This window comes from Nocardioides alkalitolerans (assembly GCA_038184435.1).
Classification (GTDB): Bacteria; Actinomycetota; Actinomycetes; order Propionibacteriales; family Nocardioidaceae; genus Nocardioides; species Nocardioides alkalitolerans_A.
Genome location: CP116227.1, coordinates 1,930,458 through 1,953,226 on the forward strand (window position 1 = coordinate 1,930,458; position 22,769 = coordinate 1,953,226).

At 74.5% G+C, this 22,769-nt stretch carries 22 protein-coding genes; 9 read left to right on the forward strand and 13 right to left on the reverse strand.

The window, feature by feature from the left end; translation table 11 throughout:
* Positions 1 to 36 precede the first annotated feature (36 nt).
* Positions 37 to 798 carry a hypothetical protein gene (locus PIR53_09230; GenBank protein WZH54155.1) on the reverse strand — a complete coding sequence of 254 codons (762 nt, stop codon included), beginning with the start codon at positions 796 to 798 and terminating at the stop codon, positions 37 to 39.
* Positions 799 to 936: 138 nt separating this feature from the next.
* On the opposite strand from PIR53_09230, the gene PIR53_09235 reads away from it, so the two are divergent.
* On the forward strand, positions 937 to 2,481 hold the full coding sequence (locus PIR53_09235; GenBank protein WZH54156.1) for an acyl-CoA synthetase: 1,545 nt from the start codon (positions 937 to 939) through the stop codon (positions 2,479 to 2,481).
* Between the two features lie 3 nt (positions 2,482 to 2,484).
* Positions 2,485 to 3,153, forward strand: coding sequence for a 4'-phosphopantetheinyl transferase superfamily protein (locus PIR53_09240; protein WZH54157.1), 669 nt, complete (start codon positions 2,485 to 2,487; stop codon positions 3,151 to 3,153).
* Here PIR53_09240 and PIR53_09245 read toward each other — a convergent pair.
* Positions 3,134 to 3,754: an NAD(P)H-dependent oxidoreductase gene (locus PIR53_09245; GenBank protein ID WZH54158.1), complete on the reverse strand. Its 621-nt coding sequence runs from the start codon at positions 3,752 to 3,754 to the stop codon at positions 3,134 to 3,136. The two genes, PIR53_09240 and PIR53_09245, sit on opposite strands and share 20 nt — an antisense overlap.
* A 78-nt stretch (positions 3,755 to 3,832) precedes the next feature.
* Here PIR53_09245 and PIR53_09250 point away from each other — a divergent pair, with 78 nt between their 5' ends.
* Positions 3,833 to 4,405, forward strand: a complete 573-nt coding sequence (locus PIR53_09250; protein ID WZH54159.1) for a WHG domain-containing protein — start codon at positions 3,833 to 3,835, stop codon at positions 4,403 to 4,405.
* A 26-nt stretch (positions 4,406 to 4,431) separates the two neighbouring features.
* On the opposite strand, the gene PIR53_09255 is transcribed toward PIR53_09250, so the two are convergent.
* Positions 4,432 to 4,713 carry a hypothetical protein gene (locus PIR53_09255; protein ID WZH54160.1) on the reverse strand — a complete coding sequence of 94 codons (282 nt, stop codon included), beginning with the start codon at positions 4,711 to 4,713 and terminating at the stop codon, positions 4,432 to 4,434.
* A 7-nt stretch (positions 4,714 to 4,720) separates the two neighbouring features.
* Positions 4,721 to 5,602: a mycothiol conjugate amidase Mca gene (mca, locus tag PIR53_09260; GenBank protein ID WZH54161.1), complete on the reverse strand. Its 882-nt coding sequence runs from the start codon at positions 5,600 to 5,602 to the stop codon at positions 4,721 to 4,723.
* A gap of 41 nt (positions 5,603 to 5,643) precedes the next feature.
* On the opposite strand from mca, the gene PIR53_09265 reads away from it, so the two are divergent.
* Positions 5,644 to 6,063: a DUF4307 domain-containing protein gene (locus PIR53_09265; protein WZH54162.1), complete on the forward strand. Its 420-nt coding sequence runs from the start codon at positions 5,644 to 5,646 to the stop codon at positions 6,061 to 6,063.
* Positions 6,064 to 6,266: 203 nt separating this feature from the next.
* Positions 6,267 to 6,767, forward strand: coding sequence for a transcription elongation factor GreA (greA, locus tag PIR53_09270; GenBank protein WZH54163.1), 501 nt, complete (start codon positions 6,267 to 6,269; stop codon positions 6,765 to 6,767).
* Between the two features lie 21 nt (positions 6,768 to 6,788).
* On the opposite strand, the gene ilvA is transcribed toward greA, so the two are convergent.
* From ilvA to PIR53_09290, 4 genes are read right to left on the reverse strand one after another with little or no spacing between them, the layout of a single operon-like run.
* Positions 6,789 to 8,006 (reverse strand): threonine ammonia-lyase, encoded by a 1,218-nt coding sequence (gene ilvA, locus PIR53_09275; protein WZH54164.1) that lies wholly within the window; start codon positions 8,004 to 8,006, stop codon positions 6,789 to 6,791.
* A gap of 7 nt (positions 8,007 to 8,013) precedes the next feature.
* Positions 8,014 to 9,438, reverse strand: coding sequence for an AI-2E family transporter (locus PIR53_09280; protein ID WZH54165.1), 1,425 nt, complete (start codon positions 9,436 to 9,438; stop codon positions 8,014 to 8,016).
* 10 nt (positions 9,439 to 9,448) lie between these two features.
* The gene (locus PIR53_09285) at positions 9,449 to 10,846 is read right to left on the reverse strand and encodes a glutamate mutase L (protein WZH54166.1); all 1,398 of its coding nucleotides are present in this window, start codon (positions 10,844 to 10,846) and stop codon (positions 9,449 to 9,451) included.
* Positions 10,843 to 12,015, reverse strand: a complete 1,173-nt coding sequence (locus PIR53_09290) for a cystathionine gamma-synthase (protein ID WZH54167.1) — start codon at positions 12,013 to 12,015, stop codon at positions 10,843 to 10,845. Before PIR53_09290 ends, PIR53_09285 begins: the two co-directional genes overlap by 4 nt.
* Positions 12,016 to 12,100: 85 nt before the next feature.
* On the opposite strand from PIR53_09290, the gene msrA reads away from it, so the two are divergent.
* Positions 12,101 to 12,745, forward strand: a complete 645-nt coding sequence (gene msrA / locus PIR53_09295) for a peptide-methionine (S)-S-oxide reductase MsrA (protein ID WZH54432.1) — start codon at positions 12,101 to 12,103, stop codon at positions 12,743 to 12,745.
* 124 nt (positions 12,746 to 12,869) lie between these two features.
* Here msrA and PIR53_09300 read toward each other — a convergent pair whose 3' ends face one another.
* On the reverse strand, positions 12,870 to 13,454 hold the full coding sequence (locus tag PIR53_09300) for a phosphatidylserine decarboxylase (protein WZH54168.1): 585 nt from the start codon (positions 13,452 to 13,454) through the stop codon (positions 12,870 to 12,872).
* Between the two features lie 26 nt (positions 13,455 to 13,480).
* Complete coding sequence (locus PIR53_09305; GenBank protein WZH54169.1) at positions 13,481 to 14,269, reverse strand: CDP-alcohol phosphatidyltransferase family protein; 789 nt, start codon at positions 14,267 to 14,269, stop codon at positions 13,481 to 13,483.
* A 152-nt stretch (positions 14,270 to 14,421) separates the two neighbouring features.
* On the opposite strand from PIR53_09305, the gene PIR53_09310 reads away from it, so the two are divergent.
* A complete protein-coding gene (locus PIR53_09310) occupies positions 14,422 to 15,807 on the forward strand; it encodes an AarF/ABC1/UbiB kinase family protein (protein WZH54170.1) in 1,386 nt (461 codons plus the stop codon).
* A 38-nt stretch (positions 15,808 to 15,845) separates the two neighbouring features.
* Positions 15,846 to 16,247: a DUF4259 domain-containing protein gene (locus PIR53_09315; GenBank protein WZH54171.1), complete on the forward strand. Its 402-nt coding sequence runs from the start codon at positions 15,846 to 15,848 to the stop codon at positions 16,245 to 16,247.
* Positions 16,248 to 16,260: 13 nt separating this feature from the next.
* On the opposite strand, the gene PIR53_09320 is transcribed toward PIR53_09315, so the two are convergent.
* Complete coding sequence (locus tag PIR53_09320) at positions 16,261 to 18,345, reverse strand: prolyl oligopeptidase family serine peptidase (protein ID WZH54172.1); 2,085 nt, start codon at positions 18,343 to 18,345, stop codon at positions 16,261 to 16,263.
* 23 nt (positions 18,346 to 18,368) lie between these two features.
* Here PIR53_09320 and PIR53_09325 point away from each other — a divergent pair, with 23 nt between their 5' ends.
* Positions 18,369 to 19,250, forward strand: a complete 882-nt coding sequence (locus PIR53_09325; protein ID WZH54173.1) for an ABC transporter substrate-binding protein — start codon at positions 18,369 to 18,371, stop codon at positions 19,248 to 19,250.
* A 46-nt stretch (positions 19,251 to 19,296) separates the two neighbouring features.
* Here PIR53_09325 and PIR53_09330 read toward each other — a convergent pair whose 3' ends face one another.
* Positions 19,297 to 21,348, reverse strand: coding sequence for a VWA domain-containing protein (locus tag PIR53_09330; GenBank protein WZH54174.1), 2,052 nt, complete (start codon positions 21,346 to 21,348; stop codon positions 19,297 to 19,299).
* The gene (locus PIR53_09335; protein ID WZH54175.1) at positions 21,348 to 22,769 is read right to left on the reverse strand and encodes a magnesium chelatase; all 1,422 of its coding nucleotides are present in this window, start codon (positions 22,767 to 22,769) and stop codon (positions 21,348 to 21,350) included. The genes PIR53_09330 and PIR53_09335 overlap by 1 nt, the downstream gene beginning before the upstream one ends.

Sequence of the window (22,769 nt, forward strand, 5' to 3'; positions counted from 1 at the left end):
CCGGCGGGCTCCGCCCGATGGCGGATCGGTCGCGGGTCAGTAGAGCTGCTGCACCGTCTCGTCCACCTTCGCGCCCCAGTAGCGGATCGTGGGCAGGTCGGAGGAGTAGCCGTAGGCCGCGTCGGCGGCGCCGACCGGAGCGGTCACCTCGCAGCCCACGTCGTCCACCGGCAGGAAGTCGGCCGACGAGAAGGGCTCGCCCTCGACGAGCACCTCCGCCGTCGTGGGGTCCACGACCGAGACGACGTAGTCGGCCGACCAGACCTCCCAGGCGTCGGGCTGCAGGTCCGGGTAGACCGGCGCGTCGCACTTCTTGCGGACCTCGACCGAGTCCGGCACGACCGACATGCACACGATGGCGTTCACGTTCGTGAGGTCCGTGGCCCCCGGCACGCTCCAGTCGAAGGAGGTCGTGACGGGCACGAAGGGCTCGTCCGTGGTCGCGTCGGGGAACGGCAGGGTCTCCTGCAGCAGCAGGGCGGAGATCTGCGCGGGATCGTCGGGGAAGGGCTGCGTGCCCGCCAGGGTCGCCTCCCCGCGGCACACTCCCCCGGCGGTGAAGCCGTTGTCCGGGTCGACCTCGGGGAGGTCCTCCGCGGGCTCGTCGCCCCCGGTCTCACCGTCGGTGGGCTCCGCGTCGTCCGTGGGGCCCGAGGACGACGCGGACGACGACGCGTCCTCCGCCTCGTCGCCGTCGCCGTCGCCGCCGCCGTCGCCGCACGCCCCGAGCGTCAGCACCAGCGCCGCCGCCACGGCCGCGGCGGCGCGCGACCGCCGTCCCTGCATCGTCCTGCGCACCTGCACCCTCCCGAGACCTCAGCAAGTCGACCCGCGGGCCCACGCGAGCCCGCGGGCGAGGATAACCACGGCGGGTGACGGTCAAACGGCCTCGATCCGCCTGCACCGGCACCTCGTCGAACGGGCATGATGGGCCGGGTGACCGACCTCACCCGCGCGCACACCGTCGATGCCGTCCTCCACCGCAGCGCCGCCCGGCACCCGCGCCGTACGGCGCTCGTCGTCGGCGCCGACGACCCGACCACGTGGACCTACGCCGAGCTCGACGCCGCCGTCACCGGCGCGGCGCGCGCCCTGCGGGGCCTCGGCCTCCGGCGCGGGGACCGGGTCGCGGCGTACGGGAAGAACTCCGACGCCTACCTCGTCGGCTACCTGGCCTGCGCCCGCGCGGGCCTCGTGCACGTGCCGGTCAACTTCGCGCTGACGGGCGAGGAGCTGCGCTACCTCCTCGACCAGTCGGGAGCGAGCGCGGTGCTGGTGGACCCGGCGCTGCGGCCGGCGTACGACGCGGTGGTGGCCCACCACGGCGTCGACGTCGCCCACGTCGTGCCCCTGCGCGACGCGCCCGGGAGCCTGCTCGACCTGGCGCGCGAGGCGGGTGACGGACCGGTGCTGCCCGACGGGGAGGACCCGGTGGCGGACGACGAGCTGGTGCAGCTGCTCTACACGTCGGGCACCACCTCGCGACCGAAGGGCGCGATGATGACGCACCGGGCGCTCGTGGCGGAGTACCTCTCGGCCATCACGGCGCTCGACCTCGCGGCCGACGACGACCCGCTGCACCCGATGCCGCTCTACCACTCGGCCCAGATGCACGTGTTCCTCCTGCCCTACCTGGCAGTCGGGGCGACCAACCACCTCGTCGAGGCGCCCGACGTTCCCGTGCTGCTGCGCCTCGTCGAGGAGCGCCGGCTCGGCACGCTCTTCCTGGCGCCCACCGTGTGGGTGCCGCTGGCCGGCCACCCCGACCTCGAGCGGCGCGACCTCTCGTCGCTGCGCAAGGCGTTCTACGGCGCCTCGATCATGCCGGTCCCGGTGCTGCAGCGGCTCCAGGAGCGCCTGCCCGACCTCGGGTTCTACAACTGCTTCGGCCAGTCGGAGATCGGCCCCCTGGCCACCGTGCTCCGCCCCGAGGAGCACGCCGCGCGGCCCGACTCCTGCGGCCGGCCGGTGCTGCTCGTCGAGCTGGCGGTCCTCGACGAGGAGGGCCGGCCCGTGGAGCCGGGCGGCCAGGGCGAGGTCGTCTACCGCTCGCCGCAGCTCTGCGTCGGCTACTGGGACAACCCGGAGGCGACGGCCGAGGCCTTCCGCGACGGGTGGTTCCACTCCGGCGACCTGGTGCGGATCGACGAGGAGGGCTACATCACCGTCGTCGACCGCATCAAGGACGTCATCAACACCGGCGGCGTGCTCGTCGCGTCGCGCGAGGTGGAGGACGTCCTCTACACCCACCCCGACGTGGCCGAGGTCGCCGTGATCGGCACCCCCGACGAGCGCTGGATCGAGGCCGTCACCGCGGTGGTCGTGCCGCGGGAGGGCGCCGAGGTGGACGAGGCCGCCCTCGTCGCCCACGCGCGGGAACGCCTCGCAGGCTTCAAGACCCCCAAGCACGTGCGCTTCGTCGAGGCACTCCCCCGCAACGCGTCCGGCAAGCTGCTCAAGCGCGAGCTGCGCGGGGACTGAGGGGTGACGGGGCCGGCCGGGGCGCCCCGGCTCGTGGCGCCCGGCGTCCGCGCCCTCGTGGCCACCACGACGGACGTGCTCACCGCGGCGGGCGGGGCGGAGCCGGCGCGGGCGCTGCTCGCGCCGTACGAGCTCACCCGGGTCGACCGGCTCCGGCGCCCCGGCGACCGTGACGACCACGTGGCGGCCCACGTGCTGGTACGCCGCGTGGCGGCCGCCCTGCTCGCCGACGGCGGCAGCTCCGTCGCGGCCGGTGACCTCGTGCTCGAGCAGCGCTGCCCCGGCTGCGGCGGCGACACCCACGGGCGCCCCGCCATCGTCGGTGTGGACGACCTCCACGTGTCGCTGTCCCACGCCCGCGGCTGGGTGGCGGCCGCGGCCTCCGACCGGTCGTGCGGGATCGACGTCGAGCCGGTCACCCCCGTCGTACCGCTGCGCGGGGTGCTGACCCCGGGCGAGGCCGCCGAGCTCGAGGCGTGCGCACCCGGCGAGCGGAACACCGCGTTCCTCCGGCTGTGGACCCGCAAGGAGGCCGTCGTGAAGACCGGGGCGGCGGGCCTGGAGGACCTGGCCCGGCTCGACGTGCGCGGCGCGGACCCGGTCGCCGGGGTGCGGGTGCTCGACCTCCCCACGCCCCCGGCGGTGGTGGCCGCTATCGCGCTCGGGGCCTGAGCGGACCCGGCGCGGTCGGGGTGCGTCGCGACGACGCCGTGCGCCGCGCGTCGGCCACCGCGAGCCGACCCGCCTTCTCGAGCCACGCGGCGCGGTCGGCGGCGTCGGTCGTGCGGACGCCGGTGAAGCGGGTGACGCGGACGGGACGCATGCCGATGAACGACAGCGTCCCTCTCCGCAGGGCGCGCACCCCGGCGTTGCGTCGGACGAGCGAGAGGTACCAGCCCGGCGAGTCCGACGTGACGAGCACGCGCGCGCTGCGGCCGGCCAGCAGGCCCTGCGGCAGGTTGCCCCGGTAGCGGTAGGCCCAGCCCGACTGGAGCACCCGGTCGAGGAAGCCCTTGAGGAGCGCGGGCGTGGACTCCCACCACAGGGGGGTGGCCACGACGAGGTGGTCGGCAGCCGCGATGCGGGCGGCTGCGTCGACGAGGTCGGGCTCGAGCGGCTGGTCGCTCCGCAGGCCCCGGTGCAGCACGAGGTCGATGTCGAGGTCCCGCACGGCGAGCAGGTCCGCGTCGGGGTGCGCGGCGACGTACGCACGGGCGAGCGCCGCGGTGAGCGAGTCAGGATCGGGGTGGCCGTCGATGACGAGCACGGGCATGGCGGTCTCCTGGTTCCACAGGGAATCTGGACAGTGTCCAGAATGATGACAGCGCCAAGATGGCCTAGAGTCTTGCGGGTGTCAAGATCCAGCGCGGGATACCACCACGGCAACCTCCGGCCGGTGCTGCTCGCGGCCGCCCTCGACCTGCTCGAGACGCAGGCCCCGGGCACCGTGAGCCTGCGCGAGCTCGCGCGACGCGCCGGGGTCAGCCACAACGCGCCCTACCACCACTTCGGCGACCGCGCCGGGCTGCTGGCTGCGGCCGGAGCCGAGGCCATGCGGCGGTTCGTGGACGCGCAGCGCGCCGCGGCCGAGGCGGAGGAGGACCCCGTCGCCTCCCTGGTCGCGCTGGGGACGGCGTACGTCGGGTGGGCCGTCGCGCACCCGGGCGCGTTCGCGGTGGTCTTCGACCCGGAGATCTGCCCGCCCGGCGATCCGTCGCCCACGATGGGGGGGCTCATCGCCGAGAACGAGGAGTTGCTGCGTGCCGCCGTCGCCCGGGCGTGGCCGGACGCGCCGGAGGCCACGCGGAGCGCGCTCGAGACGGCCCTGTGGAGCACGACGCACGGTCTCGCGACGCTCGTCGCGGCCGGCCACGTGCCCGCCTCCGAGGTGCGTCCCGCGCTGGAGGCGATCCTCCGGCGCTAGGGCCGGCGCCGGGGCCGGCGCTCGGCTCAGTCCTCGCGGTCGGCGAGGTCGCGCTGCTCCTGGGCCCAGCGCTCGTCCTCGGCCTCGTCCTCGGCCTGGCGCCGCACCTTGCGGATGTGGCGGGCCATGCTGACGAGCAGCAGCGCCACGGCCACGATGAGGCCGATGAAGACGGCGAACCCGGTCCAGCCGGCCTTCACGTCCTCGGGCTCGGGGCCCTCCTCCCGGTCCGCCGCCAGGCCCAGCACGTCGGCCGGGATCTCGGCGAGCAGGTGGGTGACGTCGTGGACGAGGGCGGTCAGCAGCACCGGCCCATCATGCCACCGGCGTCGGGATCCCCGCGAAGAGGTCGTCCTCCGGCAGCTCGGTGGCGACGTGGGCGACGACGAGCTCGTAGTCCTCCGTCGGCCACGCCTCCCGGGCGATCTCGAGCGGCACCGCGAACCACGCGCCGTCGGGGTCGATCTGGGTCGCGTGGGCCAGCAGGGCCTGGTCCCGCACCCCGAAGTAGTCCGCGCACTCGACCCGCGTCGTGATCCGCGCGTCCCACTCGGGCTCGGGGGTCCAGCTCGCGAGGCGCTCGGCGTAGGGCGACTCCAGGCCCGCGGCCAGCATCGCGTCGTTCAACGCCTGCGTGCGCGGCCGGTTGAAGGTGTGGTGGTAGTAGAGCTTCGCGGGCTGCCACGCCGGGCCGGCGTCCGGGAACCGCTCGGGGTCGCCCGCTGCCGCGAACGCCGCGACCGACACCTCGTGGCACCGCACGTGGTCGGGGTGCGGATAGCCCCCTCGCTCGTCGTACGTCGTCACCACGTGGGGACGCACCGACCGGATGAGGCGCACGAGCCGCTCGACGGCCTCGTCGAGCGGGACCAGGCCGAAGCAGCCCTCGGGCAGCGGCGGCTTCGGGTTGCCCTCCGGCCAGCCGGAGTCGACGAAGCCCAGCCAGTGCTGCGTGATGCCGAGGATCTCGCGGGCCGCGTCCATCTCGGCGCGGCGGATCTCGGTGATGTTCTCCAGCACCTCGGGCCGGTCCATCCGCGGGTTGAGCACCGACCCCCGCTCGCCGCCGGTGCACGTCACGACGTGCACCTCGGCTCCCTCCGCGACGTACCGGGCCGTCGAGGCGGCACCCTTGCTGGACTCGTCATCGGGGTGGGCGTGCACGTGCATCAGGCGCAGACCGGCGCGGTTGGGCATGCGGGGAATCCTAGTGGCGGGCCGGATGGCACCATGGAGGGGTGAGCACGAGCGCCCCCGCCCTGGCCGAGAGGTACGGCAAGAAGCGTCGCTCCCGGCGCGGGCCCGTCGTGGCGGTCGCGCTCGTCCTCGCCCTCGTGGGGGGCGGTTGGTTGGTGTGGACGGCATGGTTCCACGGCTCCCCCGCGGTGTCCTCGCAGCTGCTGCGCTGGGAGGTCGTCGACAGCACCACGGTGCGCATCACCTTCGACGTGTCGCTCGGCGGCGACGAGGTCGCGACCTGTCGGGCCCGGGCGCTCTCCGCGAGCCACGAGGCGGTCGGCGACCTGGTGCTCCAGGTGCCCACCGACGCGGGCGACGCGGACGGCGGCCAGATCACCACCGAGTTCCGCACGATCTCGGAGGCGACCTCCGTCGAGCTGGTCGGGTGCACCACCCCCAGCCAGAACCGCCCGCGCTGAGCCCCCGCTGAGCCCCCCGCCCGTCCCCGCGCCGGGCGGTGACGCCCCGGTCCTCACCGGGTCGTGGTTACACTGAGCGTTCTGATCTGCCCCGCCGCGGGGCGCCGCCCCGAGGGCGGCGCACCGACACCCGGCGGGGCTTCGCACTACACGGATCGGCCGGGTCGGCGAGAGCCCTCCCGGCCGTGCTGCTAGGAGAGGTTATGACGCAGTCCAGCGACACCGATGTCATCTGGCTGACCGCCGATGCCCACGAGAAGCTGGTGGCCGAGCTGGAGCACCTGAAGGGCCCCGCGCGTCAGGAGATCGTCGAGCGCATCTCCGCTGCTCGCGACGAGGGGGACCTCAAGGAGAACGGCGGCTACCACGCGGCGCGCGAGGAGCAGGGCAAGCTCGAGGGACGCATCCGCCAGCTCGAGGACATGCTGGCGAAGGCCCAGGTCGGCGAGACCCCGGCCGACGACGGCATCGTCGAGCCCGGCATGAAGGTCACCTACAAGTTCGTCGGCGACGACGACGAGGCCGAGGAGTTCCTGCTCGGCGCCCGGGAGATCGAGCCCGAGGGCCTCAAGGTCTACTCGCCGCAGTCGCCGCTCGGCGGTGCGATCCTCGGCGCCAAGAAGGGCGACGAGGTCAGCTACGAGGCGCCGAACGGCAAGACCCTCAAGGTCGTCATCCTCGACGCGACGCCCTACACGGGCTGACCCGCACGTCCTCCCCCGGTCCTACCAGGGCTGGGTGACCCGGAGGCCCTGCTCACCGAGCCTGGTGAGCAGGGCCTCCGTGTGTGCGGGGCCCCGCGTCTCCAGCTGCACGCGCACCTGCACCTCGTCGACCCCGAGCGCCGGCGAGGTGCGCTCGTGGGCCACCTCGAGCACGTTGGCCCCGGCGGCCGCCAGCTCGGCCAGCAGCCCGGCGAGACCGCCGGGGCTGTCGCTGAGGGTGACGCGCAGGAAGAGGTAGCGGCCCGCTGCCGCCATGCCGTGCCGGATCACCCGGCCCATGAGCAACGGGTCGATGTTGCCGCCCGAGAGCACGGCGACCGCCGGGGTCGCGAAGCGTCCGGGGTGCTCCAGGAGGGCCGCCACGGCGACCGCACCGGCCGGTTCCACGACGAGCTTGGCGCGCTCGAGCAGACCGACGAGCGCGCGCGAGATGCCCTCCTCGCTCACCGTGACGACGTCGTCCACCTGGGCCTGCACGACGGCGAAGGGGACCTCGCCCGGGCAGCCCACGGCGATGCCGTCGGCCATCGTGGTCATCGCGCCGGCCGGCGTGGGCACGCCGCGGGAGAGCGACGCCGGGAACGCGGCGGCCCCCTCGGCCTGCACCCCCACGACACGTACGTCGGGGCGTCGGCCCTTCACGGCGACCGCGATGCCCGCGACGAGACCGCCGCCGCCGGTGGGCACGAGCACGGTGGCGGCCTCCGGCAGCTGGTCGACGATCTCGAGGCCGCAGGTGCCCTGGCCGGTGACCACGTCGACGTGGTCGAAGGGGTGGATCAGCACCGCCCCGGTGCGCTCCGCGTGCTCGCGGGCCGCGACGAGGGCGTCGTCGACGTAGCGGCCGGCGAAGACGACCTCCGCGCCGTACCCCCGCGTCGCCCGCTCCTTGGGGATGGGGGCGCCCTCGGGCATGTAGACCCGGGCGGAGATCCCCAGCATCCGCGCGGCCAGGGCCACGCCCTGCGCGTGGTTGCCCGCCGAGGCGGCGACGACCCCGGCCGCGCGCTCCTCGGGGGAGAGCCGGGCCATGCGGAGGTAGGCGCCGCGGATCTTGAAGGACCCGGTGCGCTGCAGGTTCTCGGCCTTGAGCCACACCGGGCCGCCGACCAGGTCGGCGAGCCACCGGGACTCCTCCATCGGCGTGCGGGTGACGACGTCGGAGAGCACCGCGTGGGCGGCCTCGACGTCCGCCAGCGTGACGGTCGGGATGGTCATCCCGCGATCATTCCGGACGACCGCCCACGACGTCGAAGTCGCCGACGGTGCCGGGGTCCTCGCCGAGCTCCTCCCCCATGTCGTCGTCACCGGTCGGCGGTGGTGGCGCGGTCTCGTCGGCGAGGTGCAGCACGACGGCGTTGACCGCCGCGGCCAGCGGTACGGCGATGAGGGCGCCGGCCACGCCGGCGACGAGCACGCCGATGCCGATCGCGACGATGACGCCGAGCGGGTGCACGGAGACGAAGCGGCCCATGAGGAACGGCTGGAGGATGTGGCCCTCGATCTGCTGCACGAGGATGACGCCGCCCAGCATGAGGAGGGCGACGAGCGGTCCCTGGTCCACCAGGGCGACGAGCACGGCCACGGAGCCGGCGATGGTCGCCCCGATCATGGGCACGAAGGCACCGATGAAGACGAGCACGCCGATCGCGGCCACGAGCGGCACGTCGAGGACCAGGGCGACGATCATGATGCCGACGGCGTCGACGAGGGCGACGATGACGGTGGCGCGCATGAACTGCGTCAGCGACACCCACGCGACCCGGCCCGAGCTGTCGATCTGCTCGCGCGCGCCCTTGGGGGCCAGCCGCACGCACCACGACCAGATGCGCGGGCCGTCGGCGAGGAAGAAGAACGACGCGAACAGCACGATGAAGAAGCCGGCCGCGATGTGCGTCAGCGTCGTGCCGACCTCGGTCACCTGCCGCACGAGCTGCTGGTTGTCCCCGGACTCCGTGAGGTACTGCTGGGCCTGCTTGATGTAGCCGTCGATCTGGGAGTCGGAGGCGTTGAGCGGCCCGTCCTTCAGCCACGTGCGCACCTCACCGAGCCCCATGACGACCTTGTCGGCGAGGTCGGTCATGCCGTCGATCACCTGCTGGCTCACGAAGGTGATGAGCAGGGCGATGAAGCCGAGGCCGCCGACGACCACGAGGATCGCCGAGAGGCTGGCAGGGACCCGGATCCGGCGGCCCCACCGCACGACGGGGTGGCCGAGCGAGGCGACGAGCAGGGCGATGAGCAGCGGAAGGGTGACGACCCGGACCTGCCAGAACGCGTAGACCAGCACCACGGTGGCGGCCGCGATGACGAGGAAGCGCCACGCCCACGCGGCCGCGAGGTCGAGGCCCCACGGCACCTCGGCGCGGGCGAGGTTGGACTCCCCCGCGGCGATCGGGAGCGGCGCGGCACCGACCGGCCGTCGCTCGGCGCGGGCGGCCGCCCACTGCGCGGTGAGCTGTGCGCGGAGGTCGCGACGCAGCGCCTCCTCGTGCTGGCGCTCCTCGTCGCGGCTGCGCCGTGCGAGCAGCGCCGCGAGACGACGTCGCAGCTCGCCCACCTCGCCGTCGTCCGGCTCCTTCGTCACGGGGTCGCCAGTCGGCTCCCGCCCGTCCTCGACCTGCTCGCCGGCGGTCCTGTCCCCGTCCACCCGCGCCACGTTACGTTGCCGGACCGGCCGCGAGGGAACGGACCAGGGAACGTGCCACCTCCGGGTGGTCCGCGGCCAGCAGACCGACGGCGGCGAGCACGTAGGAGGCGTCGATCCCCATCCGGGGCGCGACGGGCACGAGCCACCCACCGGGCCCCGTCCCGATGTCGCCGGTGGCGGCGCGGAGCACGGCGCGGGACCGGTCGGCGCCGGCGTGCCGCAACACCCCGCCGGACCCGACGAGCAGCGCGGCCTCCCGCAGGTCGGTGCCCCCGCCGTCGGTGCGGTCGCGGTCCACGAAGCGCCCGGCGTGGCGCCGTACGGCTGTGCGCACGGCGACCTCCGCGATGCGCAGGTCCAGGGCCTGGTCCTCGGGGATCGCGGGCAGCAGTGCGGGGTCGTCGGCACGGCGCTGCGCGGCCGCGACCAGCGCCGGGTCGTGGGTCACCCCCGGGTCGTCCGCCGCCGCGACGGTCGACGGCGCGGACCACCGCATGCCGAGGTCGCCCTCGACCGTGCGGTTGAGCCGCGTGCGGGCGACGACCTCGCGGCTCGCGTGCTCCGGGTCGACCTCGGTGGCGGAGTAGACGTCGGTCGTCGCGCCGCCGACGTCCACGACGACGACGTCGCCCACGACGTCGGCGAGCAGGGCCACGCCGTCGAGCACGAGGTCGGGGGTGGCGCCGCGGAGCAGCCGCGGGAGCTCGGGCCGGCGGCTCAGGCGACGTCCGCCGATGACGTGCGCGAGGAAGAGCTCGCGCACGCGGGCCCGCGCGGAGGCGGGCGCGAGCACGCCGATGCGCGGCACGACGTTGCCCGCCGTGCGGTGCGCCAGCCCGGCCTCCTCGAGCACCGCGGCCGCGGCCGGCGCCGCGTCGACGTTGCCGGCCACGACGACCGCTCCGTCCCACCCCTGACGTGCCAGCGCGGCGAGCACCCGCGCGCCCTCGACGAGGGGCGTCGGGTTGCCGCCGTCCGTGCCGCCGGTGAGCAGCACGACGTCCGGACGGGCCGCGGCCAGCGCACGGGCGTCCGCGCCGTCCTGGGCCAGCGCGTGCACGGCGACGACGCGGCCGCCGCTGGAGAGCGCCACCCGGCGACCGGCCTCGGCCGTCACCAGCGCCTCGTTGCCGAGCACGCCGATCCGGAGGCCACCGCCGGCCGACGAGCAGGCGAGCACGACGACGTCGTCCGCCCCCGGGTCGAAGGCGTGCTGCGTGCGGAGGGCGGCCAGGCACGCGTCGTACCCGTCGAGGAGGTCGCCGCGGCCCGACGCGTCGGGGAGCGTCGTGGGGTGGCTCGCGCTCGCGAGGACCGTGCCGGCGGGCCCGGCGCCGCCGTCGGCCAGCGCGACGAGCAGCGCCTTGGTGAAGGTGGAGCCGAGGTCGACGCAGACCGCCAGGTTCACCCGGCGACCCGCTCCAGGGCCTGGTCGAGGTCGGCGATCAGGTCGGCGCCGGTCTCGATGCCCACGGAGAGGCGTACGAGGTCGCCCGGCACCTCGAGCTCCGTGCCGGCGACCGACGCGTGCGTCATGCGGCCCGGGTGCTCGACGAGGGACTCGACGCCGCCGAGCGACTCCCCGAGGGTGAACAGCTCGGTGGCGGCGCAGAGGTCGAGCGCGGCCTGCTCGCCCGCGGCGACGCGGAAGGAGACGATGCCGCCGAAGCGCTTCATCTGGCGGGCGGCCACGGCGTGGCCGGGGTGAGACTCCAGGCCCGGGTAGATCACCTCGGCCACGGCCGGGTGGGCCGCCAGGTGCGCGGCGACGAGCTCGGCGTTGTCGCAGTGCCGCTCCATGCGCAGCGCCAGCGTGCGGAGGCCCCGCAGCACCAGCCACGAGTCGAACGGCCCGGCGACGCCGCCGATGGAGTTCTGGAAGAACGCCAGCTGCTCGGCGACCTCGAGGTCGCGCACGACGAGGGCGCCGCCGACGACGTCGGAGTGACCGCCGGCGTACTTCGTCGTCGAGTGCACGACCACGTCGGCACCCAGGGTCAGGGGCTGCTGCAGGTACGACGAGGCGAAGGTGTTGTCGACGACGAGGAGCGCACCGGCCTCGTGGGCCACGCCCGCCAGCGCCTCGATGTCGCCGATGGAGAGCAGCGGGTTGGTCGGCGTCTCGACCCACACGAGCTTGGTGGCACCCGGCCGGACGGCCGCGCGGACGGCGTCGACGTCCGAGACGGGCGCCGGCGTGTGCTCGAGGCCCCACGGGCGGGCGACCTTGTCGACGAGACGGTAGGTGCCGCCGTACGCGTCGTCGGGGATGACCACGTGGTCGCCGGGCCGGGCGAGGGCACGCAGGAGCGTGTCCTCCGCCGCCAGCCCGGACGCGAACGCAAAGCCCCGCTCCCCCTCCTCGAGGGCGGCGAGGTTGGCCTCCAGCGCGGTGCGGGTCGGGTTGCCGGAGCGGCTGTACTCATAGCCGTTCCGCATCCCGCCCACGCCGTCCTGCTTGTAGGTCGAGGTCGCGTAGATGGGCGGGATCACCGCACCGGTCGTCGGGTCGGGCTCGTAGCCCGCGTGGATGGCGCGGGTCTCGAAGCCGTGCTTGCCGCTCTGCTCGCTGCTCACCCGCCCGAGCCTACGACGGGAAGGTCCGCGGGCCTCGCGGTGTTGGGCATCATTGGACGACACCGTCGAGACCCGGGAGGACCCGTTGTTGTTCGGATCCAGCACCAAGACCACGCTCCCCACGCCCGACAAGGCCCTCGCGGGTCGGGACGAGCCGTGGTTCACGCTCGGCGAGCACGTCGTGCTCGGCACCCCGGTCGTGACCGACGACGTGCCCGACGGGCTCGAGGTCGCCGTGTTCGGCCTCGGGTGCTTCTGGGGCGCCGAGGAGATCTACTGGCAGAAGGACGGCGTGTGGTCCACGTCGGTCGGCTACGCCGGTGGCTACACGCCGCACCCGTCCTACGAGGAGGTCTGCAGCGGGCGGACGGGCCACACCGAGGCCGTCCGGATCGTGTTCGACCCGGCCCGCATCTCGTTCGCCGACCTCGTGAAGACCTTCTTCGAGGTCCATGACCCCACGCAGGGCATGCGGCAGGGCAACGACGTCGGCACGCAGTACCGCTCGGCGATCTACTACACGACGCCGGAGCAGGAGACGACCGCGCGCGAGCTCACCGACGTGTACGCCGCGGAGCTGCGCCGCCAGCGCCTCGGGGACGTGACCACGGAGATCAAGCCGGCGGGCGACTACTACTACGCGGAGCCGGTGCACCAGCAGTACCTGGCGAAGAACCCGAACGGCTACCGCTGCCACGCCAACACGGGTGTGCGGTTCCCTCAGGTGTGAGCCTGTCCCGGGACGGGCTGTCCCGGGCCGGCGGGCGTAGTCCCTGACGTTTCTGACCGTTGGATCGATCCAGAACGACCGAAAGGTCAGGGACTACCCACGGACGGCCGGAACCGCGCGACCGTCAGCGCGCGATGACGGTCTCGCCGGCCCGCACGCGGATGCCCTCGGCGACGGCCGGCTCCACGCCCTCCGGCAGGAGCAGGTCGACGCGGGAGCCGAAGCGGATCAGCCCGATGCGGTCACCGCGCGCGACCTCGGCGCCTGCACCGACGTAGGGCACGATGCGGCGCGCGGCGGCGCCGGAGAACTGCACCATCTCGAGCTCCCCGTGGGGGGTGTCGAGGGTCCACTCCATCCGCTCGTTGACGTGCGCGTCGTCGGCGAAGGCGAGCTTGTGGGGTCCCTCGACGTGGGTCTGCGTCACCACGGTCGCGTCGCAGGGCATCCGCGTGACGTGCACGTTGTAGAGCGCGAGGTAGGTCGAGACGAACCAGCGGCCGTCCCGGAGCTCGACCTGCCGGACCAAGCCGTCGGCCGGGGCCAGCAGGCCCTGTCCCTCCGCCGCGCGCTCGGGGTCGCGGAAGAACGCGGTCATGCCCGTGGCGAGCGCGAGCGCGCCGACCCGGGGCAGCCCCCGCAGGACGAGCGGCGGGAGCCAGGAGAGGCCGATCCACCAGGGTGTGCCGCGGGCGGGTGCGAGAGCCATGCGGCTCAGTCTCCCAGGCGGCGACCTCAGCGCTGCTGGTGGGCCAGCCGCAGCCGAAGGCGACGCCGGGCCTCGCGGTCGGCGTCGACGTCCTCGTCGTCGTCGGCGCGCCCGCGCGAGCGGGCGGCCAGCACGGGGAGCACGAGCAGCACGAGCACCCACGTGGCGGCGACGACCAGGGTCGGCTGCACGGCGTCGAACGCGGCCAGCGCGGCGAGCACCCAGCCGCCGATCGCGAGCGGCAGCATGTCGCGCCCCTGGTGGGGGAACCGCAGCCGCGACACCATGAGGGCGCCGACCAGCAGCAGCACGAGCCCGAGCAGCAGCGGGTCGACCGTGGTGTACGCCGCGGAGACGGCCAGCAGCGCCGCCAGCGGCGAGGGCAGTCCGACGAAGTCGGTGTCCTCGTCGCGCACCGCGCAGAAGTCCGCCAGGCGCAGGAGCGCCGCGGAGAGGTAGACGAGGAAGCCGGCCACGGCGACCGCCACCTCGAGGTCGCTGCCACCGCCGGCGAGGGCGATGGTGACGAGCAGGGCGGCGGGCACGAGACCGAAGGTGATGCCGTCGCTCAAGGAGTCGAGCTGGCCGCCCAGCGACGAGCCGCCGAACCTGCGCGCCGTGGCGCCGTCGAGGCTGTCGAAGACGGTGCCGAGCACGAGCAGCAGCGACACCAGCTGCAGCGTCGACAGGCCCGCCCAGACGTCCTCGGCGTAGCCCGCGCAGACCAGCGTCAGCAGTGCGATCGCGCCGCAGGACGCGTTGCCGAGCGTGAAGGCATCGGGAACGCAGGGCCGGGTGATCCCCCACATCCTCATCGTCGTTCCCCTCCTGGTGGCGCGTGCATCGGGGCAACGGTAGGTGCAGAAGGCGTCCAGTGCGCGATCCGCGACACTTCTCACCCCCGTTCTCACCCGCCCGGGGCCGTGGGCGGGGCCCGTCGTTCGGTGCCGTGGTCCACCATGGAGGGGTGGACGAGAAGCCCCGCGACACCCGAGGTCTGCCCCGCCGCACGGCCGCCCGCACGGCTCGGCTCGCCGCGCTCCCGCTCGGCTACGCCGGGCGCAGCGCGCTGGGCCTCGGCAAGCGGCTCGGAGGTCGCACCGCCGAGCAGGTCAGCGCCGAGGTGCAGCAGCGCACGGCCGAGCAGGTGTTCCGCACCCTGGGCCAGCTCAAGGGTGGCGCCATGAAGTTCGGGCAGATGCTCTCCGTGCTGGAGGCGGCCCTGCCCGAGGAGTCGATGGCCGGCTACCGCGCCGAGCTCACCCGCCTGCAGGACGCCGCTCCCCCCATGCCGACGGCGGAGGTACGCCGCGTGCTCGACGAGGAGCTCGGCGGCGCCGGCATCGCCTGGCGGGAGCACCTCGTCAGCTTCGACGGCGGCCCGACGGCCGCCGCCTCCATCGGTCAGGTCCACCGCGGCCGCTGGCGCGACGACCCCGCCGACCCGGCGACGGAGCGGGACGTCGCCGTCAAGGTGCAGTACCCCGGTGCGGGCGACGCCATCGCCTCCGACCTGCGGCAACTGGGGCGGCTCGCCCGCACCCTGGCGCCGATCCTCCCCGGCATCGACGTGCGGGCCCTCGTGGCGGAGCTGCAGGACCGCATGGCCGAGGAGCTGGACTACCGCCTCGAGGCGGAGGCGCAGCGGACGTTTGCCGCGGCGTACCGCGACGACGAGCGGTACGTCGTGCCCGACGTCGTCGCCGGCACCGAGAAGGTGCTGGTCTCGGAGTGGCTCGAGAGCACCGGGTCGCTGGCGAACGTGATCTCCTCGGGCTCGCCCGAGGAGCGGGACCACTACGGCCAGCTGCTCGTGCGGTTCCTGTTCGACGGGCCGGAGCGCACCGGCATGCTCCACGCCGACCCGCACCCCGGGAACTTCCGCACCATCCCCGGGCCCGACGGCGAGCCCGGGCGGCTCGGCGTGCTCGACTTCGGCGCCGTCGCGCGCCTCCCCGAGGGCGGACTGCCGGAGGCGATGGGCCGACTGCTCCGCGTCGCCGGGCAGTCCGACCTCGACGGCCTCGAGGCGGGGCTGCGAGCCGAGGGGTTCATCCGCGACAAGGTGCGGATCGACCCGCAGCTGCTGCTGACCTTCCTCGGCCCGTTCGTCGAGCCGACGCTCGTCGAGGAGTTCACGTTCACGCGGGAGTGGATGCGGGAGCAGTACGACCGGCTCAGCGACCCGCGCGATCCCGTCGCCGCCGTGGGCCTGCGGCTGAACCTGCCCCCGTCGTACCTGCTCATCCACCGCACCTGGCTCGCGGGGGTCGGCGTGCTGAGCCAGCTCGGCGCCACGGCACCGTTCCGCCGGATCCTGTCCGAGTCGCTGCCCGGCTTCGCCGCGGACTGACTTCCCGACCCCCCGGCGCCTGTGCCAGAGTTCCGCGCATGGGCACCTGGGGAACCGGCCCCTTCGACAACGACGGGGCGGCCGACCTGCTCGGCGAGATCGAGGACGGCACGTTCTCGTTCGACGCGGTCGAGTGGGCGTTCGACGACGGCCACCTGACGACGGACGGCGGCGAGTTCGCGGGCGCGCTCATCGAGCTCGCGCTGATCGCGCTCGAGGCCCGCGACCCGTCGGAGGAGGTCGCCGACCTCGACCTCGACGACTTCCGGTCGGCGCTCACGCCGGACCGCCTCCGCTGGTTGGTGCAGCAGGGCGAGCGCGCCCTGTCCGAGGAGTCCTCGGAGGTCTACGAGCTGTGGGCGGAGGCCGGCGAGGACGAGCTGGAGGAGTGGCGCGCCGCGATCGCGCGCAGCCTCACCGAGCTGCGCGAGCTGGTCTGAGCCCCTCCCGGCCTCAGCCCTCCAGCCGCGACGCGAGGAACGTCCACTCCAGCGCCGCCTTGTGCGCCGCCTGCGCGTTGGTGGACGCGCCGCCGTGGCCGCCCTCCACGTTCTCCCAGTAGGTGACGTCGGCGCCCACCTCGCGGAGCCGGGCCGCCATCTTCCGCGCGTGGCCGGGGTGCACCCGGTCGTCGCGGGTGGACGTCGTCAGCAGCACCGGCGGGTAGGTCACGTCGTGGGCCACCCGGTGGTAGGCCGAGATCTCCTCGACGAACGGCCGGTCCGCGGGGTCGTCGGGGTCGCCGTACTCCGCGATCCACGACGCGCCGGCGAGCAGCTGCGGGTAGCGCAGCATGTCGAGCAGCGGCACCGTGCACACGACCGCGCCGAGGATCTCGGGGTAGCGCACGAGCATGTTGCCGACCAGCAGGCCGCCGTTGGAGCCGCCCATGATGCCCAGCTGCCCGACCGTCGTCGTGCCGCTCGTGACGAGCGCGCGGGCGACCGCGGCGAAGTCCTCGTAGGCGCGGTGCCGGTTCTCCCGGAGCGCCGCCTGGTGCCACGCGGGGCCGTACTCCCCGCCGCCGCGGATGTTCGCCACGACGTACGCGTTGCCCCGCGCGAGCCAGGCCCGCCCGATGCTCCCCGAGTAGGACGGCGTCAGGGAGATCTCGAAGCCGCCGTAGCCGTAGAGCAGCGTCGGCACCGGGCCGTCCTGCCCGCGCGGCGCCACCACGAAGTAGGGCACCTGCGTGCCGTCGTCGGAGATCGCGAACCGCTGCGTGACCTCGTGGGTGGAGGCGTCGAACCGCGCGGGGCTCTCCTTGAGCACGGTCGGCTCGCCGGGCGCGCCGCTGGCGTGGAGGTCGACCAGGGCGAGGCTCGGCGACGTCAGGTAGCCGGAGACGTCGAGCCACGCGAGGTCGCCCTCGGGGCCGTCGTCGGTCGCGTCGACAGCGCGCACCCCGACGGTCGTGTACGGCGGGAGCCCGGTCAGCGGGTACCGCTCCCAGTCCCCGTCGCGCGCCGTCGGCGGCGTCAGCACCTCGACCTGCTGCACGACGTCGGAGAGCGTCACCAGCACCACGCGGTGGCGCGTGCGGGTCCACCCGGCCAGCGACGTGCTGGCGGTCGGCGTGAACAGCGGCGTGAAGCGGGGACGACCCGCGTCGTACGCCGCGAGGTCGGTGACGAGCAGCGAGCCGGCCGGGTACGTCGCGGTGCCGTCGCCCCCGGGCGTCCAGTCGTCGCGGAGGTGGACGAGCAGGTGGTCGCGCCACACGGCGGGCTCGGCGGAGTCGGGGACCGCGACGCGGTGGAGAGCCGTGCCCGTGCGGGCGTCGTCGAGCAGCAGCGTCTCCGAGGTGTAGAAGCCCATCATCCGGAAGACGTAGCCGCGCTCGTGGCCGGGCGTCGCGTCGTACCCCACCCCGACGGCCATGTCCTCGGGCCCGGCCTCGAAGAGCACCTCGGACTCCGTCAGCGGGGTGCCGCGCCGCCACCGGCGGGCGATGCGGGCGTAGCCCGACGTGGTGAGCGACCCGGGCCCCGTGTCGGTGGCGACGAGGACGGTGTCCTCGTCGACCCAGGCCATGCTGCCCTTGCCCTCGGGGCGCAGGAAGCCCCCGTCCTCGGGCGCCACGAAGCTGCGCGTCTCGAGGTCGAGCTCGCGGGTCAGGTCGGCGTCGGAGCCGCCGGGCGACAGCGACACCAGCGCGCGGCGGAACGCCAGCGGTCCGGTGCGGAGCACCTGCGCGCCGTGCCAGACCCACAGCGTGCCGTCGGCCGCGCTGAGGGCGTCGAGGTCGAGCAGCACGTCCCAGGCGGGCGTGTCCGAGCGGTAGGACTCCATGGTCGTGCGTCGCCACAGACCGCGCTCGTTGGTCGCGTCGCGCCAGAAGTTGTAGACCCAGTCGCCGGCGCGGCTCACCAGGGGGATGCGGTCGTCGGCGTCGAGCACCTCGCGGATCGCCTGCTCGGTGGCGGCGAAGCCGTCGACGGCGCCGATCGCGGCCTCGGCCTCGGCGTTGCGCTCCCCCACCCACTCCAGGGCCTCGTCGCCGGTGACGTCCTCGAGCCAGAGGTGGGGATCGACCATGCTGCGAGGCTACCGTCGGGGCCGTGCGCATCGTCTCCCTGCTCCCGTCGACCACCGAGATCCTCTTCGCCCTCGGCGCGGGCGACGACGTGGTCGGGGTGACGTTCGAGTGCGACCACCCGGCCGAGGCCCGCTCGAAGCGGATCGTGTCGACGTCGGCGATGCCGGCCGGGCTCGCCCCGGCCGAGATCGACGCCTTCGTCGCGGCGGCGCTCGGGCGGGGCGAGGACCTCTACCGGCTGGACGCCGGGGCCCTGGCCGACCTCGACGCCGATCTCGTGGTGACGCAGGACCTGTGCGCCGTGTGCGCCGTCGACGTCAGCGTCGTCGACGACGCCCTGGCCCACCTCGGCTGCCGCGCCGACGTGCTGACCTGCGACCCGCACACCGTCGCGGAGGTGCTCGACTCGGTCCGCCGGATCGGTACGGCGGTGGGTCGCGTCGCCGAGGCCGACGCACTCGTCGCCGGGCTCGAGGCCCGGCTCGCGGCGGTGGCGGCCGAGGTCGCGGCCGGGGTCGCCGCCCGGCCCGGCCCCCGGCCGCGCGTGGTCGTGCTCGAGTGGACCGACCCGCCCTTCGCCCCCGGCCACTGGATCCCCGAGATGGTCGAGCTCGCCGGCGGTGACTGCGTCCTGGGCACGACCGGGGAGAAGTCCGTCCGGGTGCGCTGGGAGGACGTGCACGCGGCCCGACCGGACGTCGTCGTCGTGGCGCCGTGCGGCTACGACCGCGCGGGGGCGCAGGCGCAGGCGGACGGGCTGGTGGCGGCAGGGCTCCTGCCCGCCGGCGTGCTCGTCCACCCGGTCGACGCCGACGCGCACTGGGCGCGCCCCGGCCCGCGGATCGTCGAGGGGGTCGAGGAGCTGGCGGGGGTGCTCGCGACCCTTCGCCCGGTCGTGGTGTGAGGCCACGGGTTTCCGCCGGCCTGGCACCACGACCCGGGAGGGAGGATCAGCCCACCCAGCCGCCGCGGCCCCAGCCGCCGCCCCAGCGGCCGAAGGTCTCGCCGACGGAGCCCGACCCGCCGTACGGCGAGCGTGATGCCCGGTCGCCGAGGTAGGAACCGACGACGGCGGCGCCGAGGTCGTCGAGCTCGGGCGCGATGACGCGGCCGCCCGCGCGCTTCGCCAGGGCGTCGAGGAACCGGGCCAGGCCGGGGTCCTCCCCCAGCCGGAAGAACGTCGTCTGCGCGCCCATGCGGGTCGTCCCGTCGAGCTCGCTGACGGTGCGGGCGAGGGTGACGGGGTGCGGCGGGTACTCGAACCAGACGTCGCCGCTGGACTCGAGGTGGGCCGTGGGCTCGCCGTCGGTGACGACGAGGAGCACCGGCTGCATGCCCGGGTGGCGGCGGAAGTGCCGCTGCGCGAGCAGCAGCCCGTGGTGGAGGTTGGTGCCCTTCTGCCAGATCGCGTCGAGGCCCGTCAGCTCCTCGATGGCGAGCGTCTCCGCCAGGCGACCGAACCCGATGAGCTCGAGGCGGTCGCCGCGGAAGCGCGTCGAGATCAGCTGGTGCAGGGCGAGCGCCGTCCGCTTCATCGGCACCCACCGGCCGTCCATGGCCATCGAGAACGACGTGTCGACGAGCAACGCGACCGCCGCCTGGGTGCGCTGCTCCGACTCGACCACCTCGACATCGGCGATCTCCAGGCGCACGCCGCGCGCGCCCGGGGCGCGGCCACCGGAGGCGACCTCGCGGCGTACGGCGTTGAGGACCGTGCGGGGCAGGTCCCACGGCTCGGTGTCGCCGAAGGCCCACTCCCGCGTGCCGCCGGTCGCGTCCGCGGAGCCGCCGCCGGCCTGGAGCTCCCGCGCCCCCTGGCGGCCCGACAGCCGCTCGGCGGCGTCGCGGAGCAGGGCGCGGCCGAGCTGGCGCATGGCCTTCGGCGACAGCCGGAGCTGGCCGTCGGAGCCCCGCTGCAGGTAGCCCGAGGAGCGCAGCGCGCGCTCGATCTCCGCCAGGGTGCGGGCGTCGACGGCGGCCTCGTCGCCGAGCTGGCGGGCCAGGGCGTCGAGGTCGACGTCGTCGAGGCGGGCCCCGTTGTAGGACTGCTGCAGCTGCTCGGCCAGCGCGTCGAGCTCGGCGATGTCCTGGAGCACGCCGGTGCCGTCGCCGAGGCCCAGCCCCTCGCCGTCGCCGAACTGCTCGGAGCCCGCCCAGTCCTCGCCGGGCCGCAGGCCCTGGAGGTTGCCGTCGAGCCGCGCCAGCTGGTCCATGAGCGCCGGGGACCCGAAGGCCTGCTGCGAGAGCTCCATGAGCTCCGCCCGCTGCTCCGGCGTCATCGAGTTCATCATCCGCTGGGCGGCGGCGGCCCGCTGCGCGAGAGCGTCGATGAGCTCGTCGACGTCGCGCGGCCCCTCCGGGAAGAAGTCACCGTGCTTCGCCATGAAGTCGGCGAAGTCCTCGGGCGTGTCCTCGCCGCGCGCGTGCTTCTCCAGAAGCTCGTTGAGGTCGGCGAGCATCGCCGCGATCGCGGCCCGGTCCTCCTCGGTCGCCCCCTCGAGCGCCTGCTTCATGCCCGCGAAGCGCTGCTCCAGCAGCTCCCGCCCGAGCAGGTCCTTGATCTGCTCGAACGTCTCCCGGGCCTCGCTCGAGGCCCACTCGTAGGACGACAGCTCGCTCACCGCCGCTGCGGGCGAGGGCGGCAGGTTGTCGAGCTGCATCTCGCGGAGCGCGCGGTCGCCGTCGTCCATCTCGACGTCGCGGGCGAGCTGGCCGCGCTCGGCAAGCACGGCCTTCTCCAGCAGCTCCTGCACCTCGCGCAGCGTGCCGTCGAGGTCGTGGCGCTCGAGCAGCTCCCGGCGGCGCTCGGCGATGCGCCGGGCCAGGTCGTCGAGACCGCGGCGGTCGGCGTCACCGCGCCGCAGGTACTCCCGCATCGCGCGCTCCGGCGAGTAGCCGGCCATGACGTCCTCACCGATGGCGTCGAGCGCCTCGGCGAGGTCGACGGGCGGGGCCAGCGGATCCCCGCCCTCGTAGCGCTGGTACCGGGATCCGCGGGCCATCAGTCGATGCCGTACGTCGTGACGCCGGTGGCACTGTCCTTGCCGACCTTGCGGGCGAGGAAGAGACCCTCGAGCGCCAGCTCGACGGCGGCCGCCCGCGTGCCCGGCGTCGTCGCGCCGAGCCGGGCCGCGACCGCGTCGTACAGGTCGCCCTCGCCGGCCTGGTCGGGCGGCAGTGCCGGGAGCCCGTCGAGCAGCTCGGCCGCGCTCACCTGCTCGCCCGTCGTCACCGAGCCACCCTCCTCGAGCGCCGCGACGAGCGGCGCGAGGTCGAGCCCGCGGAGGTGCCGGCGCACGGTCTCGGCGGTCGAGGTGCGCAGGAGGTGCTCGAGCACGGCGCGCTCGCGGCCCTCCTCGCCCGACTCGAACTCGACCTTGCCGCCGAGCACGTCGACGGCGGTCTCGAGGTCGACGACGCGTGCCACCGCCTCATCCTCGCCCTGGCGCGTCGCGCGGTGCAGCGCGGCGGCGGCGATGGTCTCGGCGCCGGCGATGGCGAAGCGGGCGGAGACGCCCGAGCGCTGGTCGACCGACGACGACTCGCGCAGGGCGCGGGTGAAGCGGGCGAGCACCTCGAGCAGGTAGTCCGGCACCTCGGCGACCAGCTCCGCCTCCTGGCGGACGACGGCGATCTCGTCGTCGAGCTCGGTCGGGTAGTGCGTGCGGATCTCGGCGCCGAAGCGGTCCTTGAGCGGCGTGATGATGCGGCCGCGGTTGGTGTAGTCCTCCGGGTTGGCGGAGGCGACGACCAGCACGTCGAGGTCGAGGCGCACCACGTAGCCCCGGATCTGGACGTCGCGCTCCTCCATCACGTTGAGCATCGCGACCTGGATGCGCTCGGCGAGGTCGGGCAGCTCGTTGATGGCGACGATGCCGCGGTGGCTGCGCGGGATGAGCCCGTAGTGGATCGTCTCGGGGTCGCCCAGGAGGCGTCCCTCGGCGACCTTCATCGGGTCGACGTCACCGATCAGGTCGGCGACCGAGGTGTCGGGGGTGGCGAGCTTCTCGGCGTACCGCTCGCTGCGGTGCACCCAGGCGACCGGCAACGCGTCGCCGTGGGTCTCGACGAGGCGGACGGAGGCGGCGGTGACCGGCGCCAGCGGGTCCTCGCCGAGCTCGGAGCCCGCGATGACCGGGGTCCACTCGTCGAGCAGCCCGACGAGCGTGCGCAGCAGGCGGGTCTTGCCCTGGCCGCGCTCGCCGAGCAGCACGATGTCGTGCCCGGCGATGAGGGCGCGCTCGAGCTGCGGCAGCACCGTGTCGTCGAGGCCGTGCAGGCCGGGCCACGGGTTCTCCCCCGCCGCCAGCAGCGCGAGCAGGTTGGTGCGGATCTCCGCCTTCACCGAGCGCGGCCGGTAGTCGGTCGCCCGGAGCTCCCCGAGGGTGGCGACGGCGGGCGGTGTGGCAGTCGGTCGGGTCAC

Bases quoted from the DNA above. Each gene is read 5' to 3' on its own strand.
- PIR53_09245 (WZH54158.1), bottom strand. From the start codon at position 3,754: ATGCCCGTGCTCGTCATCGACGGCCACCCCGATCCTGACTCGCTCACC.
- mca (WZH54161.1), bottom strand. From the start codon at position 5,602: ATGCCCAACCGCGCCGGTCTGCGCCTGATGCACGTGCACGCCCACCCC.
- greA (WZH54163.1), top strand. From the start codon at position 6,267: ATGACGCAGTCCAGCGACACCGATGTCATCTGGCTGACCGCCGATGCC.
- ilvA (WZH54164.1), bottom strand. From the start codon at position 8,006: ATGACCATCCCGACCGTCACGCTGGCGGACGTCGAGGCCGCCCACGCG.
- PIR53_09300 (WZH54168.1), bottom strand. From the start codon at position 13,454: ATGGCTCTCGCACCCGCCCGCGGCACACCCTGGTGGATCGGCCTCTCC.
- PIR53_09305 (WZH54169.1), bottom strand. From the start codon at position 14,269: ATGAGGATGTGGGGGATCACCCGGCCCTGCGTTCCCGATGCCTTCACG.
- PIR53_09315 (WZH54171.1), top strand. From the start codon at position 15,846: ATGGGCACCTGGGGAACCGGCCCCTTCGACAACGACGGGGCGGCCGAC.
- PIR53_09320 (WZH54172.1), bottom strand. From the start codon at position 18,345: ATGGTCGATCCCCACCTCTGGCTCGAGGACGTCACCGGCGACGAGGCC.
- PIR53_09330 (WZH54174.1), bottom strand. From the start codon at position 21,348: ATGGCCCGCGGATCCCGGTACCAGCGCTACGAGGGCGGGGATCCGCTG.